The organism is Pseudomonas entomophila (assembly GCF_013523165.1).
Lineage (GTDB): Bacteria > Pseudomonadota > Gammaproteobacteria > Pseudomonadales > Pseudomonadaceae > Aquipseudomonas > Aquipseudomonas entomophila_A.
Window position 1 is genome coordinate 62,275 of the sequence record NZ_JAAMQI010000008.1, and the last position, 20,345, is coordinate 82,619.

General features: G+C 67.4%; 16 protein-coding genes. 6 read left to right on the plus strand and 10 right to left on the minus strand.

The features are described 5' to 3' along the window. The first annotated feature begins 12 nt into the window (after positions 1-12). A complete protein-coding gene (locus G7Z99_RS08485) occupies positions 13-1,587 on the plus strand; it encodes an aldehyde dehydrogenase (NADP(+)) (RefSeq protein ID WP_181093180.1) in 1,575 nt (524 codons plus the stop codon). A gap of 85 nt (positions 1,588-1,672) precedes the next feature. Here G7Z99_RS08485 and G7Z99_RS08490 read toward each other — a convergent pair whose 3' ends face one another. Then, positions 1,673-1,966, minus strand: a complete 294-nt coding sequence (locus tag G7Z99_RS08490) for a hypothetical protein (RefSeq protein ID WP_181093182.1) — start codon at positions 1,964-1,966, stop codon at positions 1,673-1,675. A gap of 157 nt (positions 1,967-2,123) precedes the next feature. On the opposite strand from G7Z99_RS08490, the gene G7Z99_RS08495 reads away from it, so the two are divergent. Beyond that, positions 2,124-2,789 (plus strand): hypothetical protein, encoded by a 666-nt coding sequence (locus G7Z99_RS08495; RefSeq protein WP_181093183.1) that lies wholly within the window; start codon positions 2,124-2,126, stop codon positions 2,787-2,789. Between the two features lie 395 nt (positions 2,790-3,184). Further along, positions 3,185-4,672 (plus strand): YifB family Mg chelatase-like AAA ATPase, encoded by a 1,488-nt coding sequence (locus G7Z99_RS08500; protein ID WP_181093185.1) that lies wholly within the window; start codon positions 3,185-3,187, stop codon positions 4,670-4,672. 158 nt (positions 4,673-4,830) lie between these two features. On the opposite strand, the gene G7Z99_RS08505 is transcribed toward G7Z99_RS08500, so the two are convergent. The 8 genes from G7Z99_RS08505 to amaB all read right to left on the minus strand — a co-directional run bounded on the left by G7Z99_RS08505 (position 4,831) and on the right by amaB (position 14,292). Continuing rightward, positions 4,831-5,796 carry a 2-hydroxyacid dehydrogenase gene (locus tag G7Z99_RS08505; RefSeq protein WP_181093187.1) on the minus strand — a complete coding sequence of 322 codons (966 nt, stop codon included), beginning with the start codon at positions 5,794-5,796 and terminating at the stop codon, positions 4,831-4,833. Positions 5,797-5,805: 9 nt separating this feature from the next. Beyond that, positions 5,806-7,098 (minus strand): MFS transporter, encoded by a 1,293-nt coding sequence (locus G7Z99_RS08510; protein WP_181093189.1) that lies wholly within the window; start codon positions 7,096-7,098, stop codon positions 5,806-5,808. 63 nt (positions 7,099-7,161) lie between these two features. Next, positions 7,162-8,112, minus strand: a complete 951-nt coding sequence (locus G7Z99_RS08515; protein ID WP_181093191.1) for a sugar kinase — start codon at positions 8,110-8,112, stop codon at positions 7,162-7,164. After that, positions 8,105-8,884 (minus strand): AP endonuclease, encoded by a 780-nt coding sequence (locus G7Z99_RS08520; protein WP_181093192.1) that lies wholly within the window; start codon positions 8,882-8,884, stop codon positions 8,105-8,107. Before G7Z99_RS08520 ends, G7Z99_RS08515 begins: the two co-directional genes overlap by 8 nt. A 71-nt stretch (positions 8,885-8,955) precedes the next feature. Beyond that, entirely contained in the window at positions 8,956-9,978 is a 1,023-nt protein-coding gene (locus tag G7Z99_RS08525; RefSeq protein WP_181093194.1) for a LacI family DNA-binding transcriptional regulator, read from the minus strand. Positions 9,979-10,473: 495 nt separating this feature from the next. Then, positions 10,474-11,292 carry an alpha/beta fold hydrolase gene (locus G7Z99_RS08530; protein WP_181093195.1) on the minus strand — a complete coding sequence of 273 codons (819 nt, stop codon included), beginning with the start codon at positions 11,290-11,292 and terminating at the stop codon, positions 10,474-10,476. Positions 11,293-11,368: 76 nt separating this feature from the next. Next, complete coding sequence (amaA, locus tag G7Z99_RS08535; RefSeq protein ID WP_181093197.1) at positions 11,369-12,655, minus strand: L-pipecolate oxidase; 1,287 nt, start codon at positions 12,653-12,655, stop codon at positions 11,369-11,371. Between the two features lie 146 nt (positions 12,656-12,801). Then, complete coding sequence (gene amaB, locus G7Z99_RS08540) at positions 12,802-14,292, minus strand: L-piperidine-6-carboxylate dehydrogenase (protein WP_258196983.1); 1,491 nt, start codon at positions 14,290-14,292, stop codon at positions 12,802-12,804. A gap of 132 nt (positions 14,293-14,424) precedes the next feature. On the opposite strand from amaB, the gene G7Z99_RS08545 reads away from it, so the two are divergent. The 3 genes from G7Z99_RS08545 to G7Z99_RS08555 all read left to right on the plus strand — a co-directional run bounded on the left by G7Z99_RS08545 (position 14,425) and on the right by G7Z99_RS08555 (position 18,326). Continuing rightward, a complete protein-coding gene (locus G7Z99_RS08545; RefSeq protein WP_181093199.1) occupies positions 14,425-15,318 on the plus strand; it encodes a LysR family transcriptional regulator in 894 nt (297 codons plus the stop codon). Positions 15,319-15,429: 111 nt separating this feature from the next. Beyond that, on the plus strand, positions 15,430-16,824 hold the full coding sequence (gene hglS, locus G7Z99_RS08550) for a 2-oxoadipate dioxygenase/decarboxylase HglS (RefSeq protein WP_181093200.1): 1,395 nt from the start codon (positions 15,430-15,432) through the stop codon (positions 16,822-16,824). 113 nt (positions 16,825-16,937) lie between these two features. Further along, entirely contained in the window at positions 16,938-18,326 is a 1,389-nt protein-coding gene (locus G7Z99_RS08555; RefSeq protein ID WP_181093202.1) for a NorM family multidrug efflux MATE transporter, read from the plus strand. A gap of 29 nt (positions 18,327-18,355) precedes the next feature. Here G7Z99_RS08555 and G7Z99_RS08560 read toward each other — a convergent pair whose 3' ends face one another. Next, positions 18,356-20,029, minus strand: coding sequence for a putative bifunctional diguanylate cyclase/phosphodiesterase (locus G7Z99_RS08560; RefSeq protein ID WP_181093204.1), 1,674 nt, complete (start codon positions 20,027-20,029; stop codon positions 18,356-18,358). Positions 20,030-20,345 lie beyond the last annotated feature (316 nt).

Consider the following 20,345-nt stretch of genomic DNA (forward strand, 5'->3'; position numbering starts at 1 on the left):
TAGGAGTTCACCATGTCCGCACGCCAGTTCATCGGCGGCCAGCGCATCGGCGCCGGCACCGTCACCTTGCAGAGCCTTGACGCCCGCACCGGCAAAGCCCTGCCCCAGACCTTCGTCCAGGCCACGCCTGAAGAGGTCGCCGCGGCAGCCGAAGCGGCCGAAGCCGCCTTCCTGACCTACAACGGCCTGGCCCCGGCGCGGCGCGCCCAGTTCCTCGACGCCATCGCCGATCAGCTCGATGCCCTGGACGATACCTTTGTCGCCACCGTATGCCGTGAAACCGCCCTGCCCGCTGCCCGCATCCAGGGTGAGCGCAGCCGCACCAGCAACCAGATGCGCCTGTTCGCCAAGGTCCTGCGCCGCGGCGATTACCTGGGTGCCCGCATCGACCGCGCGCAGCCCCAGCGCCAGCCGCTGCCCCGCCCCGACCTGCGTCAGTACCGCACCGGCGTCGGCCCGGTGGCGGTGTTCGGCGCCAGCAACTTCCCCCTGGCCTTCTCCACCGCCGGCGGTGACACCGCCGCTGCGCTGGCGGCCGGCTGCCCGGTGGTGGTCAAGGCGCACAGCGGCCACATGGCCACCGCCGAACAGGTGGCCGAGGCCATCCAGCGCGCCGCCGTGGCCACCGACATGCCGGCAGGCGTATTCAACATGATCTACGGCGGAGGCGTCGGCGAAGCGCTGGTGCGCCACCCGGCGATCCAGGCCGTGGGCTTCACCGGCTCGCTCAAGGGCGGCCGCGCCCTCTGCGACCTGGCCGCGGCGCGCCCGCAGCCGATTCCGGTGTTCGCCGAGATGAGCAGCATCAACCCGGTGCTGGTCCTGCCCGAGGCCGTGCAAGCCCGCGGCGTACGCATCGCCCAGGAGCTGGCCGCGTCGGTGGTGCTGGGCGCCGGGCAGTTCTGCACCAACCCAGGGCTGATCATCGGCCTGGCGGGCGAGGCCTTCGACGGCTTCGTCGCCGCGCTGGGCGCGCACCTGGCGGACCAGGCCGGCCAGACCCTGCTCAACGCCGGTACCTTGCGCAGCTACAGCAGCGGTGTGCAGCGCCTGATGCAGCATCCCGGCGTGCAGCACCTGGCTGGCGCCGAACAGGCGGGCAACGAAGCCCGTGCGCAGCTGTTCAAGGCCGACGTCAGCCTGTTGCTGCAGGGCGATGCGCTGTTACAGGAAGAAGTCTTCGGCCCGACGACCGTCATCGTCGAAGTGGCGAACGAGGCCGAGCTGCGCCAGGCGCTGGAGGCGCTGCACGGGCAACTGACCGTGACCCTGCTCGCCGAGCCTCAGGACCTGCAGCGCTTCGCGCCCCTGGTGCCGGTGCTGGAGCGCAAGGCGGGGCGTCTGCTGCTCAACGGCTACCCGACCGGGGTCGAGGTGTGCGATGCCATGGTGCATGGCGGTCCTTACCCTGCCACTTCCGATGCCCGTGGCACGTCGGTCGGCACCCTGGCCATCGACCGCTTCCTGCGCCCGGTGTGCTACCAGGACTACCCAGACGCGCTGCTGCCCCTGGCGTTGCAGAACGCCAACCCCCTGGGCCTGCAACGGCTGGTCGATGGCGAGCACAGCCGTGAGGCGTTGAGCTGAGGCCGACCAGGCCTCGAATCGCCGGCCTGCCTTGCCCTTCCAGGCATGCGGGCCGGCAAACGCGACTCGGTAGCGCCTGGCGCGCTCATTGTCGAAACAATCGCGCCGCGAAGAACGAGAGCCAGGCCGTCCCCATCAGCAGGGCGATCCTCAGCGCCTCGAAGAGCATGGACAGCCAGTAGGCGGTGGCCGAGGCGTCGAGGCTGAAGGTCTTCGGCGGCCTGCCACGGATGTAGACCTCGTGCACCCCACTGAGCAGGGCCCTGACCCACTCGTAGCCGTACCCCAGCACGCACAGGCTGATGACACATCCCAGCACGATGAAGGTCGCATTACTGGCCTTGAAGTACTTTTCCGCGGAGCGCTTTGCGGGTTTCATCCGATGAATTCGCCGTCGTCGTTGATGTGCACAGCATACCAGCCGATACTCGACCACAGGCCGACCGCTCACGTCGAGCGGGCCTCGAAAGGTGAGCAACGCTTGCCTGCTCGCGTCCAAGGGACGCGTCGAACCCCACATCAGGAGCTGCAACCGCATGGACAAGATCGTGTTGACCCAGAACGACAAGGGCGTCGGTCACGTAGGGGGCGGGGCCTACCTCAAGGACATCACGCTCTGGCCCACGAACCCCAAGACCGGTGCACTGCTGACGCCGCTCATCACCACGACCTCGACGTTCTACCCAGGGGATCGATGCGTGCCCGAAGGTATGGCCCTGACGGTCTTCATCGCTGCACAGCGCTTCCCGGATGGTCGCTACAACGCGGCGCTGCAAAGCCGTTACACAATCACCCAGCAGGAAGACCTGCAAGCGCAGATCAGCAACGGTTTCGCCCGCGTCATCCTGCACGAACTCGCCGCCGAGCCGCTCGTCCCCAGCGATGCGCCTTTGTTGCTGGGCCAGGCGTTCATCAATTTCGAAGAAATGACCGAGGACGAGTGGGACGAAGAGCTTGGCAGCGAAGAAGGCGCTGCCGCCCTGAGCAAGTCGTCGGGCGGCCCGTACTGGCTGCAGGATCCCGTCCACGAGGGCAACCGCTATCATTTTCACCTGCAGCTGCTCGAGCCGGATCTGATTGAGGTCGATCCGAATTACGAAGGAATCTTCGAGGACGGCATTGGCTATCTCTTCATCGACAAGCGCGCCCGGCGTGGGCAGGCAGGCGATGAGGCGGGGTATTTCTTCATACAGTACACGTGAGGTAGGGCGCGGCGGGCGACGTCCAGTATGCCTGCACTCAAGGGCACACTGTAGTGAGACAGGCCATGGCGATGGCTGTCAGGGCTCAGAGGCTTTATTGCTGATCGATTTCCAGAGTTGCCCACTCATGACCACGCCACAGTAAAACTGGCTGACACGGACCGTGTGGGAGCGGGCTTGCCCGCGATAGCGTCCGGTCCGTCACCGCCTGCATCGCGGGCAAGCCCGCTCCCACAAAAGATGGCGCTGGCCTGTCGGCCTCGCTCTTTCGCTGCCAAGCCCACTCATCACCAGCAAAATCCAGTCGCACTCTCCTCCACCACCCCTCCGTCACCCTCGCTATCCTTCCTCCAGCCGCAGGACGCGGCCTCAGCCCCAGCGAACACGGAGTGTCCATGTCCCTCGCCCTTGTCCACAGTCGCGCCCAGGTCGGCGTGACCGCGCCCCACGTCAGCGTCGAAACCCACCTCGCCAATGGCCTGCCCGCGCTTACCCTGGTCGGCCTGCCCGAAGCGACGGTCAAGGAGAGCAAGGACCGGGTGCGCAGCGCCATCGTCAACTCCGGGTTGGACTACCCCGCCCGGCGCATCACCCAGAGCCTGGCGCCTGCCGACCTGCCCAAGGACGGCGGACGCTACGACCTGGCCATCGCCCTGGGCATCCTGGCCGCCAATGGCCAGGTACCGGTGGCGACCCTGAACGACTTCGAGTGTCTGGGCGAGCTGGCGCTGTCCGGTGCGCTGCGTCCGGTCCAAGGCGTGCTGCCCGCTGCACTGGCCGCGCGTGAGGCCGGACGGGCGCTGGTCGTGCCTCGCGAGAACGCCGAGGAAGCCAGCCTGGCCAGTGGCCTGGTGGTGTATGCAGTGGGGCACCTGCAAGAGCTGGTCGCGCACCTGAACGGGCAACTGCCGCTGCCGCCCTACGCGGCCAACGGGCTGCTGCTGGAAAGCCGGCCCTACCCCGACCTCAGCGAGGTTCAGGGCCAACTGGCGGCCAAGCGAGCGTTGTTGATCGCGGCGGCTGGCGCCCATAATCTTTTATTCGCCGGTCCACCTGGCACCGGCAAGACACTGCTGGCCAGCCGGTTACCTGGGTTGCTGCCCCCCTTGGACGAACACGAGGCGCTCGAGGTGGCAGCCATCCAGTCGGTCAGTGGCCGCACGCCCTTGAACCACTGGCCGCAACGGCCCTTTCGGCATCCGCACCATTCCGCATCCGGGCCGGCGCTGGTGGGCGGCGGCAGCCGACCACGGCCCGGCGAGATCACCCTGGCCCACCATGGCGTGCTGTTCCTGGACGAATTGCCCGAGTTCGAACGCCGCGTGCTGGAGGTGCTGCGCGAGCCATTGGAGTCGGGCGAAATCGTGATCGCCCGGGCCAAGGACAAGGTCCGCTTCCCGGCGCGTTTCCAGCTGGTCGCTGCCATGAACCCCTGCCCCTGCGGCTACTTCGGCGATCCGACCGGCCGCTGCCGGTGCAGCCCGGACCAGATCCAGCGCTACCGCAACAAGCTCTCCGGCCCCCTGCTCGACCGCATCGACCTGCACCTGACCGTGGCCCGCGAGGCTACTGTGCTCGACGCAAGCCCCAGCGGTGAAACCAGCGCCAGCGTGGCCCAGCGCGTCGCCGAAGCGCGCGAGGTGCAGCAACGGCGCCAGGGCTGTGCCAATGCGTTTCTCACACTGGACAAGCTGCGGCAGCATTGCGCGTTGACGGAGGCCGATCAGCGTTGGCTCGAAGGCGCCTGCGAGCGACTGACGTTGTCGCTGCGGGCGGCCCATCGGTTGCTCAAGGTGGCGCGGACGCTGGCCGATCTGGAGCGAGTGGAGGCGATCGGGCGTGCTCATCTGGCGGAGGCGTTGCAGTATCGGCCGGGGAGCTGAGTGCAAGGGGAAATCGACAACCCCATGCCAAAAATCCAGTCCAGGCAGTGCAACCGAAGATCAGGCGCTACAGCCCACAGATGACCCATTGAACGCCGCAATAGCCTTCAACAGGTCATAGCTGGCCTTTTCCAGATCGCAGAATCGCCCTCTTCACCTCACCACGCATTGACCCAATTCCCCGGCACCCTCCCCGCCAGCGCATCCAGCAGGTTGTCCACCGCGCAGCGGGCCATGGCTTCCCGAGTCTCGTGGGTCGCCGAACCGATATGGGGCGTTGCAACGACATTGTCCAGACTGAGCAAGGGCGAATCGGCCGGCAGCGGCTCCTGCACGAACACATCCAGCCCCGCCCCGCGAATGCGCCGTGCCTTGAGCGCTTCGACCAGGGCCGCCTCGTCCACGACACGACCACGGGCGATGTTCACCAGGATCGCTTCAGGCTTCATCAAGGCCAGCTCCCGCGCCCCGATCAAGCCCTCGGTGCTGGCGTTCAGCGGGAGCGTCAGGCACACGTAGTCGGCCTCGGCCAGCAGGTCGTCCAGCGCGCGGTACTGCGCGCCGTACCGGGTATCGACGTCCGGCTTGGGCCGTGAGCTGTGGTAGATCACGCGCATGCCGAACCCGGCCGCGCCGCGTCGTGCCAGGGCCTCGCCGATACGGCCCATGCCGACGATGCCCAGGGTCTTGCCGTGCACATCGGTGCCGAAGTGGGTCGGTCCCAGGCTCTTGCTCCACTGCCCGTCGCGCACCCATCCGGCCAACTCCACCACCCGCCGCGCCGTGGCCAGGATCAGGGCGAACCCGGTGTCGGCGGTGGTCTCGGTCAGCACGTCCGGGGTGTTGGTGAGCTTCACGCCACGGCGGGTCAGGTCGGGCACGTCATAGTTGTCGATGCCTACCGAGACGCTGGACACCACCTCCAGGTCCGGCGCCGCATCGAGCAGCGCACCGTCCAGGCGCAGGCTGGCACCGAGCAGGCCGTGCGCGCCGGGCAAGGCATCGCGCAGGCGCGCTAGGCCATCGGGCGCCGTCACGTCGACCCAGGTCACGTCGACCTGCGCCTCCAGACGCGCGAGCAAGGCATCGGACAAACGCTTGTACAGGACGATTCGCTTCTTCATCACAGCTTCCTATTGGCCCATGGCCAGACGCGGTCCGCGGCGCTGGGTGCGACCGGACGTGGGCGAGGTTTTCAGAACGGCGGTCAGCGCCACGGCCGTCAGCAGGGCGCCCGCCATGAACAGGTACGAGGCGCCGGGCCCACCGGTGACGCCGTTGAGGTAGCCCACCAGCCACGAGCCGCCGAACGAGCCCAGGGCGCCCATGCTGTTGATCAGCGCCATGGCCCCGCCGGCGACGTTGCTGGGCAGGATCTCGGGCACGATGGCGAAGAACGGGCCATACGGGGCATACATGCAGGCGCCGGCGATGACCAGCAGCGCATACGACAGCCAGAAGTGCTCGGTGCCCAGCGCGTAGGACCCATAGAAGGCCACGGCCGCGATCAGCAGCGGCGGCCAGACGAAGCGCTTGCGCTTTTGCAGGCGGTCCGAGGCCCAGGACACGCTGACCATGGCGATCACCGCCGCCAGGTAGGGCACCGAGGCGAGCCAGCCGGCCGTCACGATGTCGACGTTGGCGGCCTGCTTGAGAATCGACGGCAGCCACAGGACGAACCCGTACACCCCGATGCTCCAGCAGAAGTACTGCATCGATAGCACGATGACCTGCGGTGAGCGGAAGGCCTCACGGTAGTTCTTCACCGGCTTGATGCCCTGTTGTTCGGCGGCCAGTGCCTGCTCGAGGCGAGTCTTCTCCGCGTCGCTCAACCAGCCGACCTGGGCCGGCCGATCGTCCACCAGGCGCCACCAGATGAAGGCCCACAACACGGCAGGCAGGCCTTCGATGATGAACATCCAGCGCCAGTCGTAGTGCTTGATGAGGTAGCCCGACACCACCGACATCCACAGGATGGTCACGGGGTTGCCCAGCATCAGGAACGTGTTGGCCCGCGAGCGCTCGGCCCGGGTGAACCAGTGGCACAGGTAGATCAGCATCGCCGGCATGACCGCAGCTTCCACCACGCCCAGCAGGAAGCGGATGCCGATCAGCAGATAGACGTTGCTGATCAGGCCGGTCAGGGTGGCCAGGCTGCCCCAGAGGATGAGGCTGACGAAGATCAGCTTCTTCACGCTGCGCTTTTCGGCGTAGATGGCGCCAGGCACCTGGAAGAAGAAGTAGCCGAGGAAGAACAGCGCCCCCAGCAGGGACGACAGGGCCGGCGTGATCTTCAGGTCGTCGGCCATGCCCGAGGCGGCCGCGAAGCCGTAGTTGGCCCGGTCCAGGTAGGCCAGGCTGTAGGTGATGAACACGATGGGGATGATGTACCACCAACGGCGTGGAGCAAGGGTCGTGGACTGCATGAATCGTACTCCTGAGCTTTTTGTTGTTGTCGCAACAGGGCCGGCGTACCGGCGATCCGGGTATCAGGCGCTTCTACGGAAAACGTGTGCCTCCAGCTCGGCGCGTGTCGGCAGGCCTTCCATGTCGCCACGCGACTGCACGGCACGGCTGCCGCACCAGTTGCCGCGGGCGACCGCGTCATCGAGGGACAGACCTTCGAGCAGCGCGCTGACCACGCCGACGGCAAAGGCATCACCGGCACCGACGGTATCGACCACCTTGGCCACGGGAACCGGGGCGACGAGGCCCTGGGCGTGGCGGTTGCGGTAGTAGGCACCTTCGTCGCCCAGCTTGATCACCACCTGCTCCACGCCCTGATCCAGGTAGAACTCGGCGATGTCGGCGGCCTGGTGCTGACCGGTCAGCAACCGGCCTTCCTCGAGACCGGGCATGACCCAGTGGGCCTTGATGGCGAGCGCGTTGACCTCGCGCACCATGGTCTCGCGGTCGGGCCACAGCGACGGGCGCAGGTTGGGGTCGAAGGAGATGCTGCGCCCGGCCTCGCGCATGTGCTCCACCAGCGCGTGGGACAGCGCACGGCAGCTCGCCGACAGCGCGAGCGGGATGCCTGTGGCGTGCACGTGGCGAGCGTCGAGCAAGGTCGGGGTGCACTGCGCCGTCGACAGCTTGCTGGCAGCGGAGTTGGCGCGGAAGTACTCCACCACCGGGTCGCTGCCGTCGTCGCAACGGCTCTTGAGCTGGAAACCGGTGGCATGGTCGCGGTCGACCTCGACCTGGCTGCAGTCCAGGCCCTCCTGGCGCAGGCTCGCCAGCACGAAGCGGCCCAGGGAGTCGTCGCCCACCCGGCTCAGCCAGCGCACGCGGAATCCAAGGCGCGCCAGGCCGATGGCCACGTTGCTGTCCGCACCGGCGATACGTTTGCCGAAGGCCTCGACATCGGCCAGGTCGCCGGTCTGCTCGGCGACGAACATCGCCATGGTCTCGCCGAAACACAGCACGTCATGTTCAGGCATGGCCCACCTCCAGTGCCGCGCCCAGGGCACGCAGGCGGCGAACCTGGTCACGGGTCACGGTCAGCAAGTCCTCGCCGACCAACGGGTACTCCACGGCGCGGGGCACACCGGGGGCGAAGGCGCCGAACAGTGTCTCCCATGCCTTCAGGTCGAACGCCTGGGGCGGCACGGCAGCCAGACGGCCGGACGCTGCACGCTCCACCGCCTTGCAGTGCACGTAGCGCACCCAGCGGCCCAGCAGACGGGCGGCCTGCAGGGCCGACTCGCCCCGCCATTGCCAGTTGCCGATGTCGAAGGTCATGCCCACCGGTACCGACAGCGCCTGGACGCGCTGGAAGAAGTGCAACAGCGGCTCGACCCGACCGCCCTGCTGGGTCTGGTCGTTTTCCACCAGCAGCTGCGGGTCGCCCGGCTTCAGCACGGTCTTCAGCGCAGCGACATCGCAATGTGACTGGTAATACCCGAGCGACACTTTCAAGGCGACCGCACCCAGGGCGCGCGCCGCGGCGAGCGTCTCGGACAGGCGCTCGTCGAGCGTTCCGGTCGGCGTCCAGAGTTCGAGGGGCGAGGAATACACGCACTCCAGCCGGGCGCTCTCGAGGGCGGCCGTCAGCGCGGCAGCGTCCGGCGGCTGGACGAACAGTTCTTCGCGCAGTTCGACGCGGTCGACGCCGGCAGCGGCCAGCATGGGCAGGAAGCTGTCCTGTCCGTGCTGCCGGACCAGGCTGGCACCGTAGCTGGAGAGGCTGATGGAAACGGGGTTCGGATGCATTGTTCTTGTCCTTGTGAAACCGGTTTCATTTTTGAGTGGAACACATCGCATCGCTGACATTCAGCGCGCGACTAGTCGTTGAGTCGGGTGGAACCTCGGATGATCAGGTCGGCCTTGAAATCGATGCGCCGCGGTGCACTGTCGCTACCGCGCAGCCGCTCGAGCAGGCACTCGAAGGCAGCGGCGCCGATACGCTCGGTGGGCTGGGCCAGGGCGGTGATGCCACGGCCGACCAGTGGGTACCAGTTCAGTTCGTCGATGGCGATCAGCCCGACGTCATCGAACAGGTGACGACCCAGGCTCTGCAAGGCCTGGCTGACGGCCAGGGCCGCCACGCCGTTGAAGGCGAAGATCGCCTGCGGCCCGTGCCCCCGGCTGGCGACGAAACGGCCGACCTGCTCGTGCAGCCGTGCATCGACTTCCAGCAGCTGACGACGCATGCCGACGCGCCTGTCGATCGAGGCGGTGAACGCCTGCACCCGCTCCAACCGCGAGCTGGTGCCGTCCAGCGGCTCCGTCACGGCCAGGATGTCGCGGTAGCCGCGTGCCTGCAGGTGGTCGAGGGCCTGCTCGATGGCGTCGGTGTTGTCCAGGCCGACCATGTCCGCCTTGAGGTCCGGCAACTGCCGGTCCACCAGCACCATGGGCATGTCGCGCTGCAACGTGAGCAGCTCGCGCGGATGGTGGCCCAGGGTGTTCACGATCAGCCCTTCGACGTTGTAGGACTGCAGGGCCTTCAGGTGATGGGCCTCCTGCTCGCCGTCGCGCTGGGTGTTGCACAGCACCAGGCTGTAGCCATGCCGACGGCAGGCGGTTTCCACGCCTTGCATCACCGCCACGGAATACGGGTTGAGGATGTCGGCGACCAGCATGCCGATCAGTCGCGTCTGACCGCGCTTGAGCCCGCGGGCCATCTGGTTCGGGCGATAGCCCAGGCGCTCGATGACCGCTTCCAGGCGCTCGGCGGTGGCGCTGGCCAGCAGTTGGCGGTCACCCCCGATGTAGCGGGAGACGGTGGCCTTGGAAACCCCGGCCACGCGCGCGACTTCGCTGATGGTGACCCGCTCGCGGGAAAAGGCAGGTGCATCGGTCATTGCAGGTCTCTTGTGATTATTGTCGGTGACGCAGAGTGAAACCGGTTTCAATACAGCAAAATCGCAGACGTTCGTCAATCTACCGTTGGTCTGGCGTGTCGGAAGGCAAGGGACAGGCTATGGGACGAGGGCGCCTAATGCCCTGATATGGAAAGCGTTTTTGTTTTCCAAAAGCGACGTTAACTCGATGGCCTTGACCTCGTATCGGCACACCGTGTAGCTCAGGCGCGCTTGATTGGAAAACTTGGAGTGCTGCCTGCAACGTTTCTTGGTGGCATGCAGATCTGGATCTCGTGAGAGACCGGCTGGAAATGGGTCACGAGGCAGTGCCCACCCTTGAGGTAGAGAAAGCTACGAAAAGCCTTGTGGGAGCCTTTTGTGTGGCGGGCTTGCCTGCAATGCACGCGGTGACGGACCAGGCGCCATCGCGGGCAAGCCCGCTCCCACAAAGCCCGTGGCGGCCGGGCTTGCCAAAGCGTGGGCGGTGCCCTGCCCTCAGGCGCTCAGGAACGCCAGCAGATCTTCACTCAACTGTGGCCCATGGGTCACCACGAACCCATGCGGTGCCCCTGGATACACCTTCAACTGCGCGTTCGGAATCATCTGCGCCGCACGCTGCCCGGAATGCTCGAACGGCACCACCTGGTCCGCGTCGCCGTGGATCACCAGCGTCGGCACGTCGATCTGCGCCAGGTCCGGGCGGAAGTCGGTTTCGGAGAAGGCATCGACACAGGCCAGGGTGCCGCGCAGCGAGGCCAGCAGCGCCATGTTCAGGGTCTGTGTCAGCACGCCCTGGGACACCTGCTGGCCCTTGTCGAGGCCGTAGAACGTCGGGCCGAAATCGCTCATGAACTGCGCTCGGTCCTGGCGCAAGCCTTCGCGCATGCCGTCGAACACCGAAGCGTCGATGCCCTCGGGATTGTCGTCGGTCTTGAGCAGGTAGGGGGTGACCGACCCCAGCAGCACCAGGCCCGACACGCGTTCGCTGCCATGGCGCGCCAGGTAGCGGGTCACGTCGCCGCCGCCCATCGAGAAGCCGACCAGGGTGATGTCCTGCAGGTCGAGGTGGTCGATCAGCTGGGCGAGGTCTTCGGCGAAGGTGTCGTAGTCGTAACCGGTCCACGGCTGGCTCGAGCGGCCGAAGCCGCGGCGGTCGAAGGCGATGGCGCGGTAGCCGCGGCTGGCCAGGTGCTCCATCTGCGCGTCCCACATGTCCGCGTCCAGCGGCCAGCCGTGGCTGAACAGGACCGGCCTGCCCTCGCCCCAGTCCTTGTAGTAGATCGCTGCGCCGTCGCGGGTTACGAGCGTGCTCATGCCGGTACTCCTGAAAAGTCTGTCCTGATCTGGAGTGGATGCCCGGCGCAATGGTTCCTGCGCGCCCTCTTCGACGTCAGAGCACGACGCGCAGGCACTGCCCGGCGTGATACAGGGAGAACCCGGTCTCGTAGAAGTGCGTGCGCAAGCGAGAGCGGCTGACGGCCTTCATCGGCGAGAACGGGATCGGCAGCGTCTCGGCCGAGCCTTCGAGCAGGAACTGGGCGAAGGCGCGCCCGATGACGGTGCCGGTGGTGTTGCCACGCCCGTTGTAGCCGGTGACGGCCACTACCCCCGGCGCCGGCTCGAACAGACGCATGAGGTGGTCGGGAGTGAAGTCGATGCAGCCGGTCCAGTGCATCTCCCAGTCCACCTTGCCCAGGCGCGGGTAGTAGTGCTGCTGGATGCGGTCGGCCCAGCGCCGCACGAACCAGGCCGGCTTGTTGTCGACCCGGCCCAGGCTGCCGAGCAGCAGGCGGCCCTGGTCGTCACGGCGAATGCTGCTGAGCACGGTGCGCGTGTCCCAGGACCCCTGGCCGTAAGGCAGGACCTTGTCGGCCTCGGCGCCCTCCAGCGGCTTGGACGCGACCTGGTAGTAGTAGCCACGGAAGAACTGCTGCTGCAGCTGGCTCCAGTCGTGCTCGGTGTAGGCACCGGTGGACACCACCACCTTGTCGGCCCGCACCGAACCGCGTGCGGTCGTGACTCGCCAGGCCGCGCCTTCGCGGGTCAGGGCCTCGACCGCGGACTGCTGGAACAGTGATCCGCCCAGGCGCGTCACCGCGCGGGCCAGGCCCTGGGTGTAGGCCATCGGGTTGATGGTGCCGGCGCGGCGGTCGAGCAAGGCGGCGGAGATCTTGTCGGTGCCGCAGTACGCCTGGCACTGTGCGCCGGTCAGCAGCTCGACGTCGGCACCCCGGCGGCGCCACTGCTGGTGCCGGGCCTGGAGGTCGGCCAGGCCGGTGGCGTTGTGCGCCATGTGCAGCGTGCCCTCGTGCCGCGCCTGGCAGTCGATGCCGAGCCGCTCGATCAGCGCGAACACGGCCGCCGGTGCTTCGCCCAGCACGGTGTTCAACCGTGCGCCGTCATGCGCGCCCAGCGTCGCCTCGACATCGTCCGGGCGGATCCAGGTGCCGGCGTTGACCAGGCCCACGTTGCGCCCGGAACCTCCATGACCGATCTTCCAGGCCTCCAGCAGGATCACCGACTTGCCCTGCTCGAGCAGGTGGAGGGCGGCTGACAGGCCGGTGATGCCGCCCCCGATCACGCAGACATCGGCCGTGTGCTCCCCGGCCAGGGCCGGGGCGGTGATGCCCGGTGTGCTGACGAACTCCCACAAGCATTCTTGACGCAACTCGGACATGGCCCGGCTCCCACGTTTTATTCTTGTTGGGGCTGCGGTGCAGCCCGTCGCCGACGTGCCAGCGGCCACAGGGGCCGCACGCGCTGCACGGTTCCTGTGGCCGCTGGACGGCTGACGAAAGGGGGCGATGCCCCCGTGGACGACCGTCAGTCGAACACGATCCCCTGCGCCAGCGGCAGCTCGCGGGAGTAGTTCACGGTATTGGTCTGGCGACGCATGTAGCCTTTCCAGGCATCGGAGCCGGACTCGCGGCCGCCACCGGTTTCCTTCTCGCCACCGAAGGCGCCACCGATCTCGGCGCCACTGGTGCCGATATTGACGTTGGCGATGCCGCAGTCGCTGCCGGCAGCGCTCTGGAAGCGCTCGGCTTCGCGCAGGTCGGTGGTGAAGATGCACGACGACAGGCCCTGCGGCACTTCGTTGTTCAGGCGCAGGGCCTCGTCGAAGTCGTCGTAGGCCAGCACGTAGAGGATCGGGGCGAAGGTCTCGTGTCGCACCACCTCGCTCTGGGCCGGCATCTCGACGATGGCGGGCGAGACGTAGTAGGCGTTCGGGTAGTCGCCGGCCAGCTGGCGCTCGCCGCCGAAGACCTGGCCGCCTTCGTCACGGGCCTTGGCCAGGGCGCCTTGCATGGCATCGAACGACAGCTTGTCGATCAGCGGGCCGACCAGGTTGTCCTGGCGCGGATCACCGATGCGGACCTTGGCATAGGCAGCCTTGACCCGGCTGACCACGTCGTCCTTGATCGAACGGTGCACGATCAGCCGGCGCAGGGTCGTGCAGCGCTGGCCTGCCGTACCGACGGCCGAGAACAGGATGCCGCGCACGGCCAGGTCGAGGTCGGCGCTGGGCGCCAGGATCATCGCGTTGTTGCCGCCCAGTTCGAGGATGCTGCGGCCGAAACGCGCCGCGACACGCGGCCCGACTTCACGGCCCATGCGGGTGCTGCCGGTGGCGCTGACCAGGGCCACGCGCGGGTCGTCGACCAGAGCTTCACCGGCCTCGCGGCCGCCGATCACCAGCTGGGCGAGCCCCTGTGGCGCATCGCCGAAGGCCGCCAGCGCCTTCTCGAACAGCGCCTGGCAGGCCAGCGCGGTCAGCGGGGTCTTCTCCGAGGGTTTCCAGACCACGGCGTTGCCGGCCACCAGGGCCAGGGTGGTGTTCCACGCCCAGACGGCCACCGGGAAGTTGAAGGCGCTGATGACGCCGACCACGCCCAGGGGGTGCCAGGTCTCGCGCATGTGATGGCCTGGGCGTTCGGAGGCGATGGTCAGGCCATACAGCTGGCGCGACAGACCGACCGCGAAATCGCAGATGTCGATCATCTCCTGGACCTCGCCCAGGCCTTCCTGGGTGATCTTGCCTGCTTCGATGGACACCAGCTCGCCCAGGTCGGCCTTGTGCGCACGCAGCACGTCGCCGAACAGGCGCACCAGCTCGCCGCGGCGCGGGGCCGGGACGCTGCGCCAGGCTTCGAACGCCTGCTGGGCCTGGTCGATGCAGGCCACGGTGTGTGCCTTGCCCTGCAAGGTCACCAAGGCGATCTGGCTGCCATCGATCGGGGTATGGACAGGGTGGTCGCCCTGGGTGTGGGTCTGGGCGGCGACGCCAAGGCGCTCGAGCAATGCAGCAACCATGTTTGCCTCTCCTGAAACGAATGAGGGGGTAGGGAAAGAATGGGGATCAGTATTAATCCGATCATATCCGGGCAACAAACGACCTTTATTCCGCTTATCATTCCGTTGGGTAATGACTTTTCAGAGATCGCCATGTCCAAACGCCTCGTTCCGTCCATGACCGCCCTGCAGTGCTTCGAAGCGGCCGCGCGCCACCTGAGCTTCACCCGCGCGGCGCAAGAGCTGCACCTCACCCAGAGCGCGGTCAGCAAGCAGGTCGCCCAGCTCGAGGACCTGCTCCAGCATCACCTGTTCCTGCGTATCCGCAGGCGCCTGCAACTGACGCCGGCCGGCAGCCTGTACCTGGCCGAGGTGGACAAGATCCTCACCCAGGTGGACATGTCCAGCCGCTACGTGCTGACCTACGGCGAGCAGACCGAGGTGCTCAAGGTGGTCACCCAACCCAGCTTCGGCGTGCGCTGGCTGATCCCGCACCTCAAGGGGTTCGGCAAGCGGTACCCCAACATCCACCTGGACATCCGCAACGAAATGGAGCCGTTCGCCCTGCTCCAGGCCACCGCCGACGTGGTGTTCTTCTTCGGCCAGGGCACCTGGCCGGGCGCCACCTGCGTGGAACTGTTCCGTGAGGAGGTGGTGCCGGTGTGCGCGCCGGACCTGCTGGCCGGCCGCACGCTGAGCGAGGCGGCCGAGCTGACCGACCTGGTCCTGCTGCAAAGCGCCTCGCGCCCGCAGGCCTGGCACGACTGGTTCCTGGAACAGGGCCTGCACAGCGCCAACAGTTATCAGGGCCCGCGCTTCGACACGTTCTACATGGCCCTGAGCGCAGCGCAGTCCGGTTGCGGCGTCGCCCTGGTGCCGCGCTACCTGGCATTGCCGGAACTGGAGGCAGGCAGCCTGGTGATGCCTTGGGGTCATGCCATGCGCAGCCACGGCGCGCACTACCTGGCCTTCCCCGAGCATGCCGCCGAAGTGCCCAAGGTACGGGCGCTGGTGGAATGGATCGAGGCGCAGGTCAGTGGGCTGTAGCGCCCGTGGGTTTAATCGGAAAAGGAATGAAGCACGCACTTTTTTTCGCTTGTGAGGCTGGGGCATTCCCAGCTCTCATGTAACGGTCCCTTTTCAGCCAGGAATCCCACGATGTCTGCCCATGCCTTCGTCAGCCCGGACCACATTCGCGCGCAGTTCTCCGCCGCCATGTCGTTGATGTACAAGCAGGAGGTGCCGTTGTACGGCACGCTGCTGACGCTCGTGAGCGACGTCAACCGACAGGTACTGGAAACGCAACCCGCGCTGGCCGAGGCCTTGCGCTGGACGGGCGACCTGGAGCGCCTCGATCAGGAGCGTCACGGCGCGATCCGGGTCGGCACCGCGGCGGAGCTGGCGACTCTCGCCCGTCTGTTCGCCGTGATGGGCATGCAGCCGGTGGGCTACTACGACCTCAGCTGCGCCGGGGTGCCGGTGCATTCCACGGCGTTTCGCCCGGTCGGCGACCACGCCCTGCGAGCCAACCCGTTTCGCGTGTTCACCTCGCTGCTGCGCCTGGAACTGATCGACGACCCGCAACTGCGAGCGCTGGCGGAGCGCATCCTGGCCCAGCGCAGCATCTTCACGCCCACGGCGCTGTCGCTGATCGAGCAGTGCGAGCGCGACGGGGGCCTGAGCGCCCGCGACGCCGAGGTCTTCGTCCAGGAGGCGTTGCAGACCTTCCGCTGGCACCAGGCCGCGACGGTCACGGCCGAGCAGTACCGGCAGTTGCACGATCAGCATCGACTGATCGCCGACGTGGTGGCGTTCAAGGGGCCGCATATCAATCACCTGACCCCGCGCACCCTGGACATCGATGCGATCCAGGCAGGCATGCCGGCCCATGGGATCTCGCCCAAGGCGGTGATCGAGGGCCCACCGACCCGACGTCACCCGATCCTGCTTCGCCAGACCAGCTTCAAGGCCTTGCAGGAGCCGGTCGCCTTCGCCGGTGATGACGCCGAGCGCGGCAGCCATACCGCGCGCTTCGGCGAAATCGAACAGCGAGGCGCGGCCTTGACCCCCAAGGGCCGCCTGCTCTACGACCGCCTGCTCGACGCCACTCGCCAGGCACTGGGCGGCGCGCCGACCGAGGCCAACGCCGACCGCTACAGGCAGCTGCTGGACGCCTGTTTCGCCGACTTTCCGGACGACCTGGCGCAGATGCGTGCGCAGGGCCTGGCGTTCTTCCGCTATGCGGTCACCGACGCTGGGCATGCGGCCCGGGACCGCGCCGAGCGCCCGGGCGACCTGCAGGCGCTGATCGATGCAGGCCACGTGCGCTACGAGGCGCTGGTGTACGAGGACTTCCTGCCGGTCAGCGCAGCCGGGATCTTCCAGTCGAACCTGGGGGGCGAAGGCCAGGCCAGCTACGCGGGCCAGGCCAACCGTCAGGCCTTCGAGGCGGCGCTGGGCATGCCGGTGGCCGATGAGCTGGCGCTGTACGCCGAGGCCGAGCGGCAATCGCTGGCCCAGTGCGCGGCGGCGCTGGGGCTCGACGCCCTGTAGCGATCCGCCGGGCAATGACGCAACGGCCTGCTGCGCCATCGCCCTTTGTGCAATCCTGACCAAAGCCTCAGAATCCTCGGTCTGCCCTGTCATGCGTTTCCGAGGACTCCCCCATGCACGTCGCCCCCACTACCGAACTCAAGGCCCTGCTGCGGCTGGCGGGCCCGCTGGTGGCGTCGCAGCTGGCGCACATGCTCATGGTGCTCACCGACACCCTGATGATGGCGCGCATCAGCCCCCAGGCCCTGGCCGGGGGTGGGCTGGGCGCGGCGACCTACTCGTTCGTGTCGATCTTCTGCCTGGGGGTGATCGCCGCCGTCGGCACGCTGGTGGCGATCCGTCAGGGCGGCGGTGACGTCCAGGGTGCCACGCGCCTGGCGCAGAACGGCCTGTGGCTGGCCTGGGGCCTGTCCCTGCTGGCCGGACTGGCGCTGTGGAACCTCGAGCCGGTGCTGCTGCTGTTCGGGCAGCAGCCGGACAACGTCGCATCGGCGGCCGAGTTCCTCACCCTGCTGCCGCTGGCGCTGCCGGGCTACCTGAGTTTCATGGCGCTGCGCGGCTTCACCAGCGCCCTGGGGCACTCCACGCCGGTCATGGTGATCAGCCTGGTCGGCACGGTGGTCAACTATGTGTTCAACCACGCGCTCATCGAAGGGATGTTCGGCCTGCCGAAGCTGGGCCTGATGGGCATCGGCCTGGTGACGGCCGTGGTGTCGCTGGGCATGGCCGTGGCCCTGGCGCTGTACATCCGTTGGCACCGCGCCTACGACGCCTACCCACTGCGCCAGGGCCTGCTGCGCCCGTCCTGGACCGCCCTGCGCGAGCTATTGCGCCTGGGCCTGCCGATCGGCGGCACCTACATGGTCGAGATCGGCCTGTTCGCCTTCGCCGCCCTGTGCATGGGCCTGCTGGGCAGCACCGAGCTGGCGGCGCACCAGATCGCCCTGCAGATCGTGTCCACGGCCTTCATGGTGCCGACCGGCCTTTCCTATGCGGTGACCATGCGCGTGGGCCTGTACTACGGCGCCGACCGATTGCTCGCCGCCCGCAGCGCCGGGCGCGTCGGCATCGCCTTCGGCGCCTCGCTGATGTTCGCCTTCGCAGCGCTGTTCTGGCTGCAGCCCGACACCTTGGTAGGGCTGTTCATCGACCGGCAGGACCCGGCCTTCGCCGCCATCTTCGAACTGGCGGTCGGGCTGCTGATGGTCGCGGCCTGGTTCGAGCTGTTCGACGGCGTGCAAAGCATCGCCATGGGCTCGATCCGCGGCCTGAAGGACGCCAAGATCACCTTCCTGATCGGCCTGGGGTGCTACTGGCTGGTCGGCGCCCCCAGCGCCTGGCTGTTCGCCTTCACCTTCGAAGGCGGCGCGCTGGGCATCTGGTGGGGGTTGGCGCTGGGCCTGGCCTGCGCGTCGATCTGCCTGGTGGTGGCGTTCGAATGGCGGACCGGGCGCCTGCTGCGCCGGGCTGCGCAGGCCCACCGGGAGACGACCCTGGCCTGAGTCGAGCAGGGGCGCCCGACCGGGCCGCCTCAATGGCGGTAGTCGAAGCGTCCTTGTCGCGCGTTCGTCTCCGTCAACCAGGCGCTGAGCTCGTCGATGGGCAAAGCCCGGCTGACCAGGAAGCCCTGCACCTGATCGCAGCCATAGTCACGCAGCAAGGCCAGCTGGCGCTCGTTCTCGACGCCTTCAGCGACCACGTGCAGGTTGAGGTTGTGCGCCAGGTTGATCATCGCCTGCACCAGCTTGCGGCTTCCCATGCGCTGCTCCATGCCGGCGACGAAGCTGCGGTCGACCTTGAGCAGGGTGATCGGCAGGCTGTTCAGGTGCACGAACGAAGAAAACCCGGTGCCGAAGTCGTCCAGCGAGAACCGCACGCCCAGACGGCCCAGCGCATCCAGCGTCTGCTGGACACGATCGTTGCGCTGCATCACGGCCGTCTCGGTCAGCTCGAACTCCAGCCAGCTGGCATCGATGCCGTATTCGGCGATCTGCCGGCTCAGGGTCGCCAGGAGCTGGCTGTCGTGAAACTGCCGAAAGCTCAAGTTGATGGCGATGTGCAGAGGCGCCAGGCCCCGTGCCCGCAGCACCTGGGTGTCGCGCAGGGCACGGGCGATGACCCAGTAGCCCAACGGCACGATCAGGCCGCTCTGCTCGGCCAGGGGGATGAACTCGCCCGGCGGCAACAGGCCTCGCTCGCCATGCCGCCAGCGCACCAGCGCCTCGAGCCCGACGACGCGCCCGCTGGCCAGGTCCAGCCGTGGCTGGTAGTGCAGCTCCAGTTCGTCGCGCCGCAGGGCCCGGCGCAGTTCGCTCTCGAGGTCGGCCAGGCTGCGCGCGTGGCGATTGATGCGTTCGTCGAACACGTGAAACGTGCAGCCCTGGGTCCCCTTGGCCTGCTGCATGGCGATGTGCGCGTGCCACATCAGGGGGTCTGGGCCGTTGTTGGCGCGGGCATGGGCGACGCCCAGGCTACACCCCAGCAGCAGGCTTTCGCCATCGACCCAGAACGCTTCGCCCAGCGCCTCGACGAGGTGACGGGCCGCCTGTTCTGCCCGTGAGCCGTCCTGCCGTGTGTCGATCAGCAAGGCAAACTCGTCACTGCCCAGCCGGGCGATCTGATCGTCAGGGCCCAGGTGGCGCTTGAGCCGCTCGACCACCTGCAGGATCAGGCGGTCGCCGACCTGGTGGCCGAGCGCATCGTTCACGTGCCGAAAGTTGTCCAGGTCCAGGTGGGCCAGGGCGACGCCACGGCCGTCGTACTCGGCCAGCCGCCGGGCCAGCAGGGCCTGGAATCCTTGGCGGTTGGCCACCCCGGTCAACGGGTCGAGTTCGGTCAGGCGCTGCAAGGTCGTTTCCAGCAGGCGCCGTTCGCGCACGTGGCGCAGGCAACGGCGCAGGGTATCGGGGGTCAGTTGGCCCCGCACCAGCCAGTCACTGACGCCGGGTGGCAGCTCCTGGGGGTCCTGTTCCAGCAGCAGCACCATGGGCAAGCCGCAACGCTCGACACCGGGCTGCAGCTCGGGCGTGGTCAGCACGATGGTCAGGCGGTCATCGGCGAACAGGCTGTCCACGGCGTCCCAGCAGGGCGCGGTCAGCAGGACGGCCTGGTGGGACGCCAGTGGCAAGTGCTCGCGCAAGGCAGCGGCCCAGTACGGTTCACTGGCCAGCAGCAACAGACGCAAGGGTACGACAAGCGTGGACAAGCATGCTCCTTACGCCGCGCAGGTATCACGATGACATGACGCAGCGAATGACCGACATCCTAACGTATGTTTGGTAATGCTTTTCACTTCAATCATGCCATTTTGCTATAGGCACGCGACCTATTATGTCGTGCATCCTGCGCGATTGCGCCTGGCCTGGTAAACCCCTCGCTGTCCACGGCCCCTGACTATCGACCTGCCGGGTCGCTTGAAAATTTCTTTACCGTTCGATGACCACGCCGTAGCCACACTGCCGAGTTCGTTTCCTGACTGGGCAGACGGTTATCCACCATCCGCCGCATGCCTGTTAGAATGC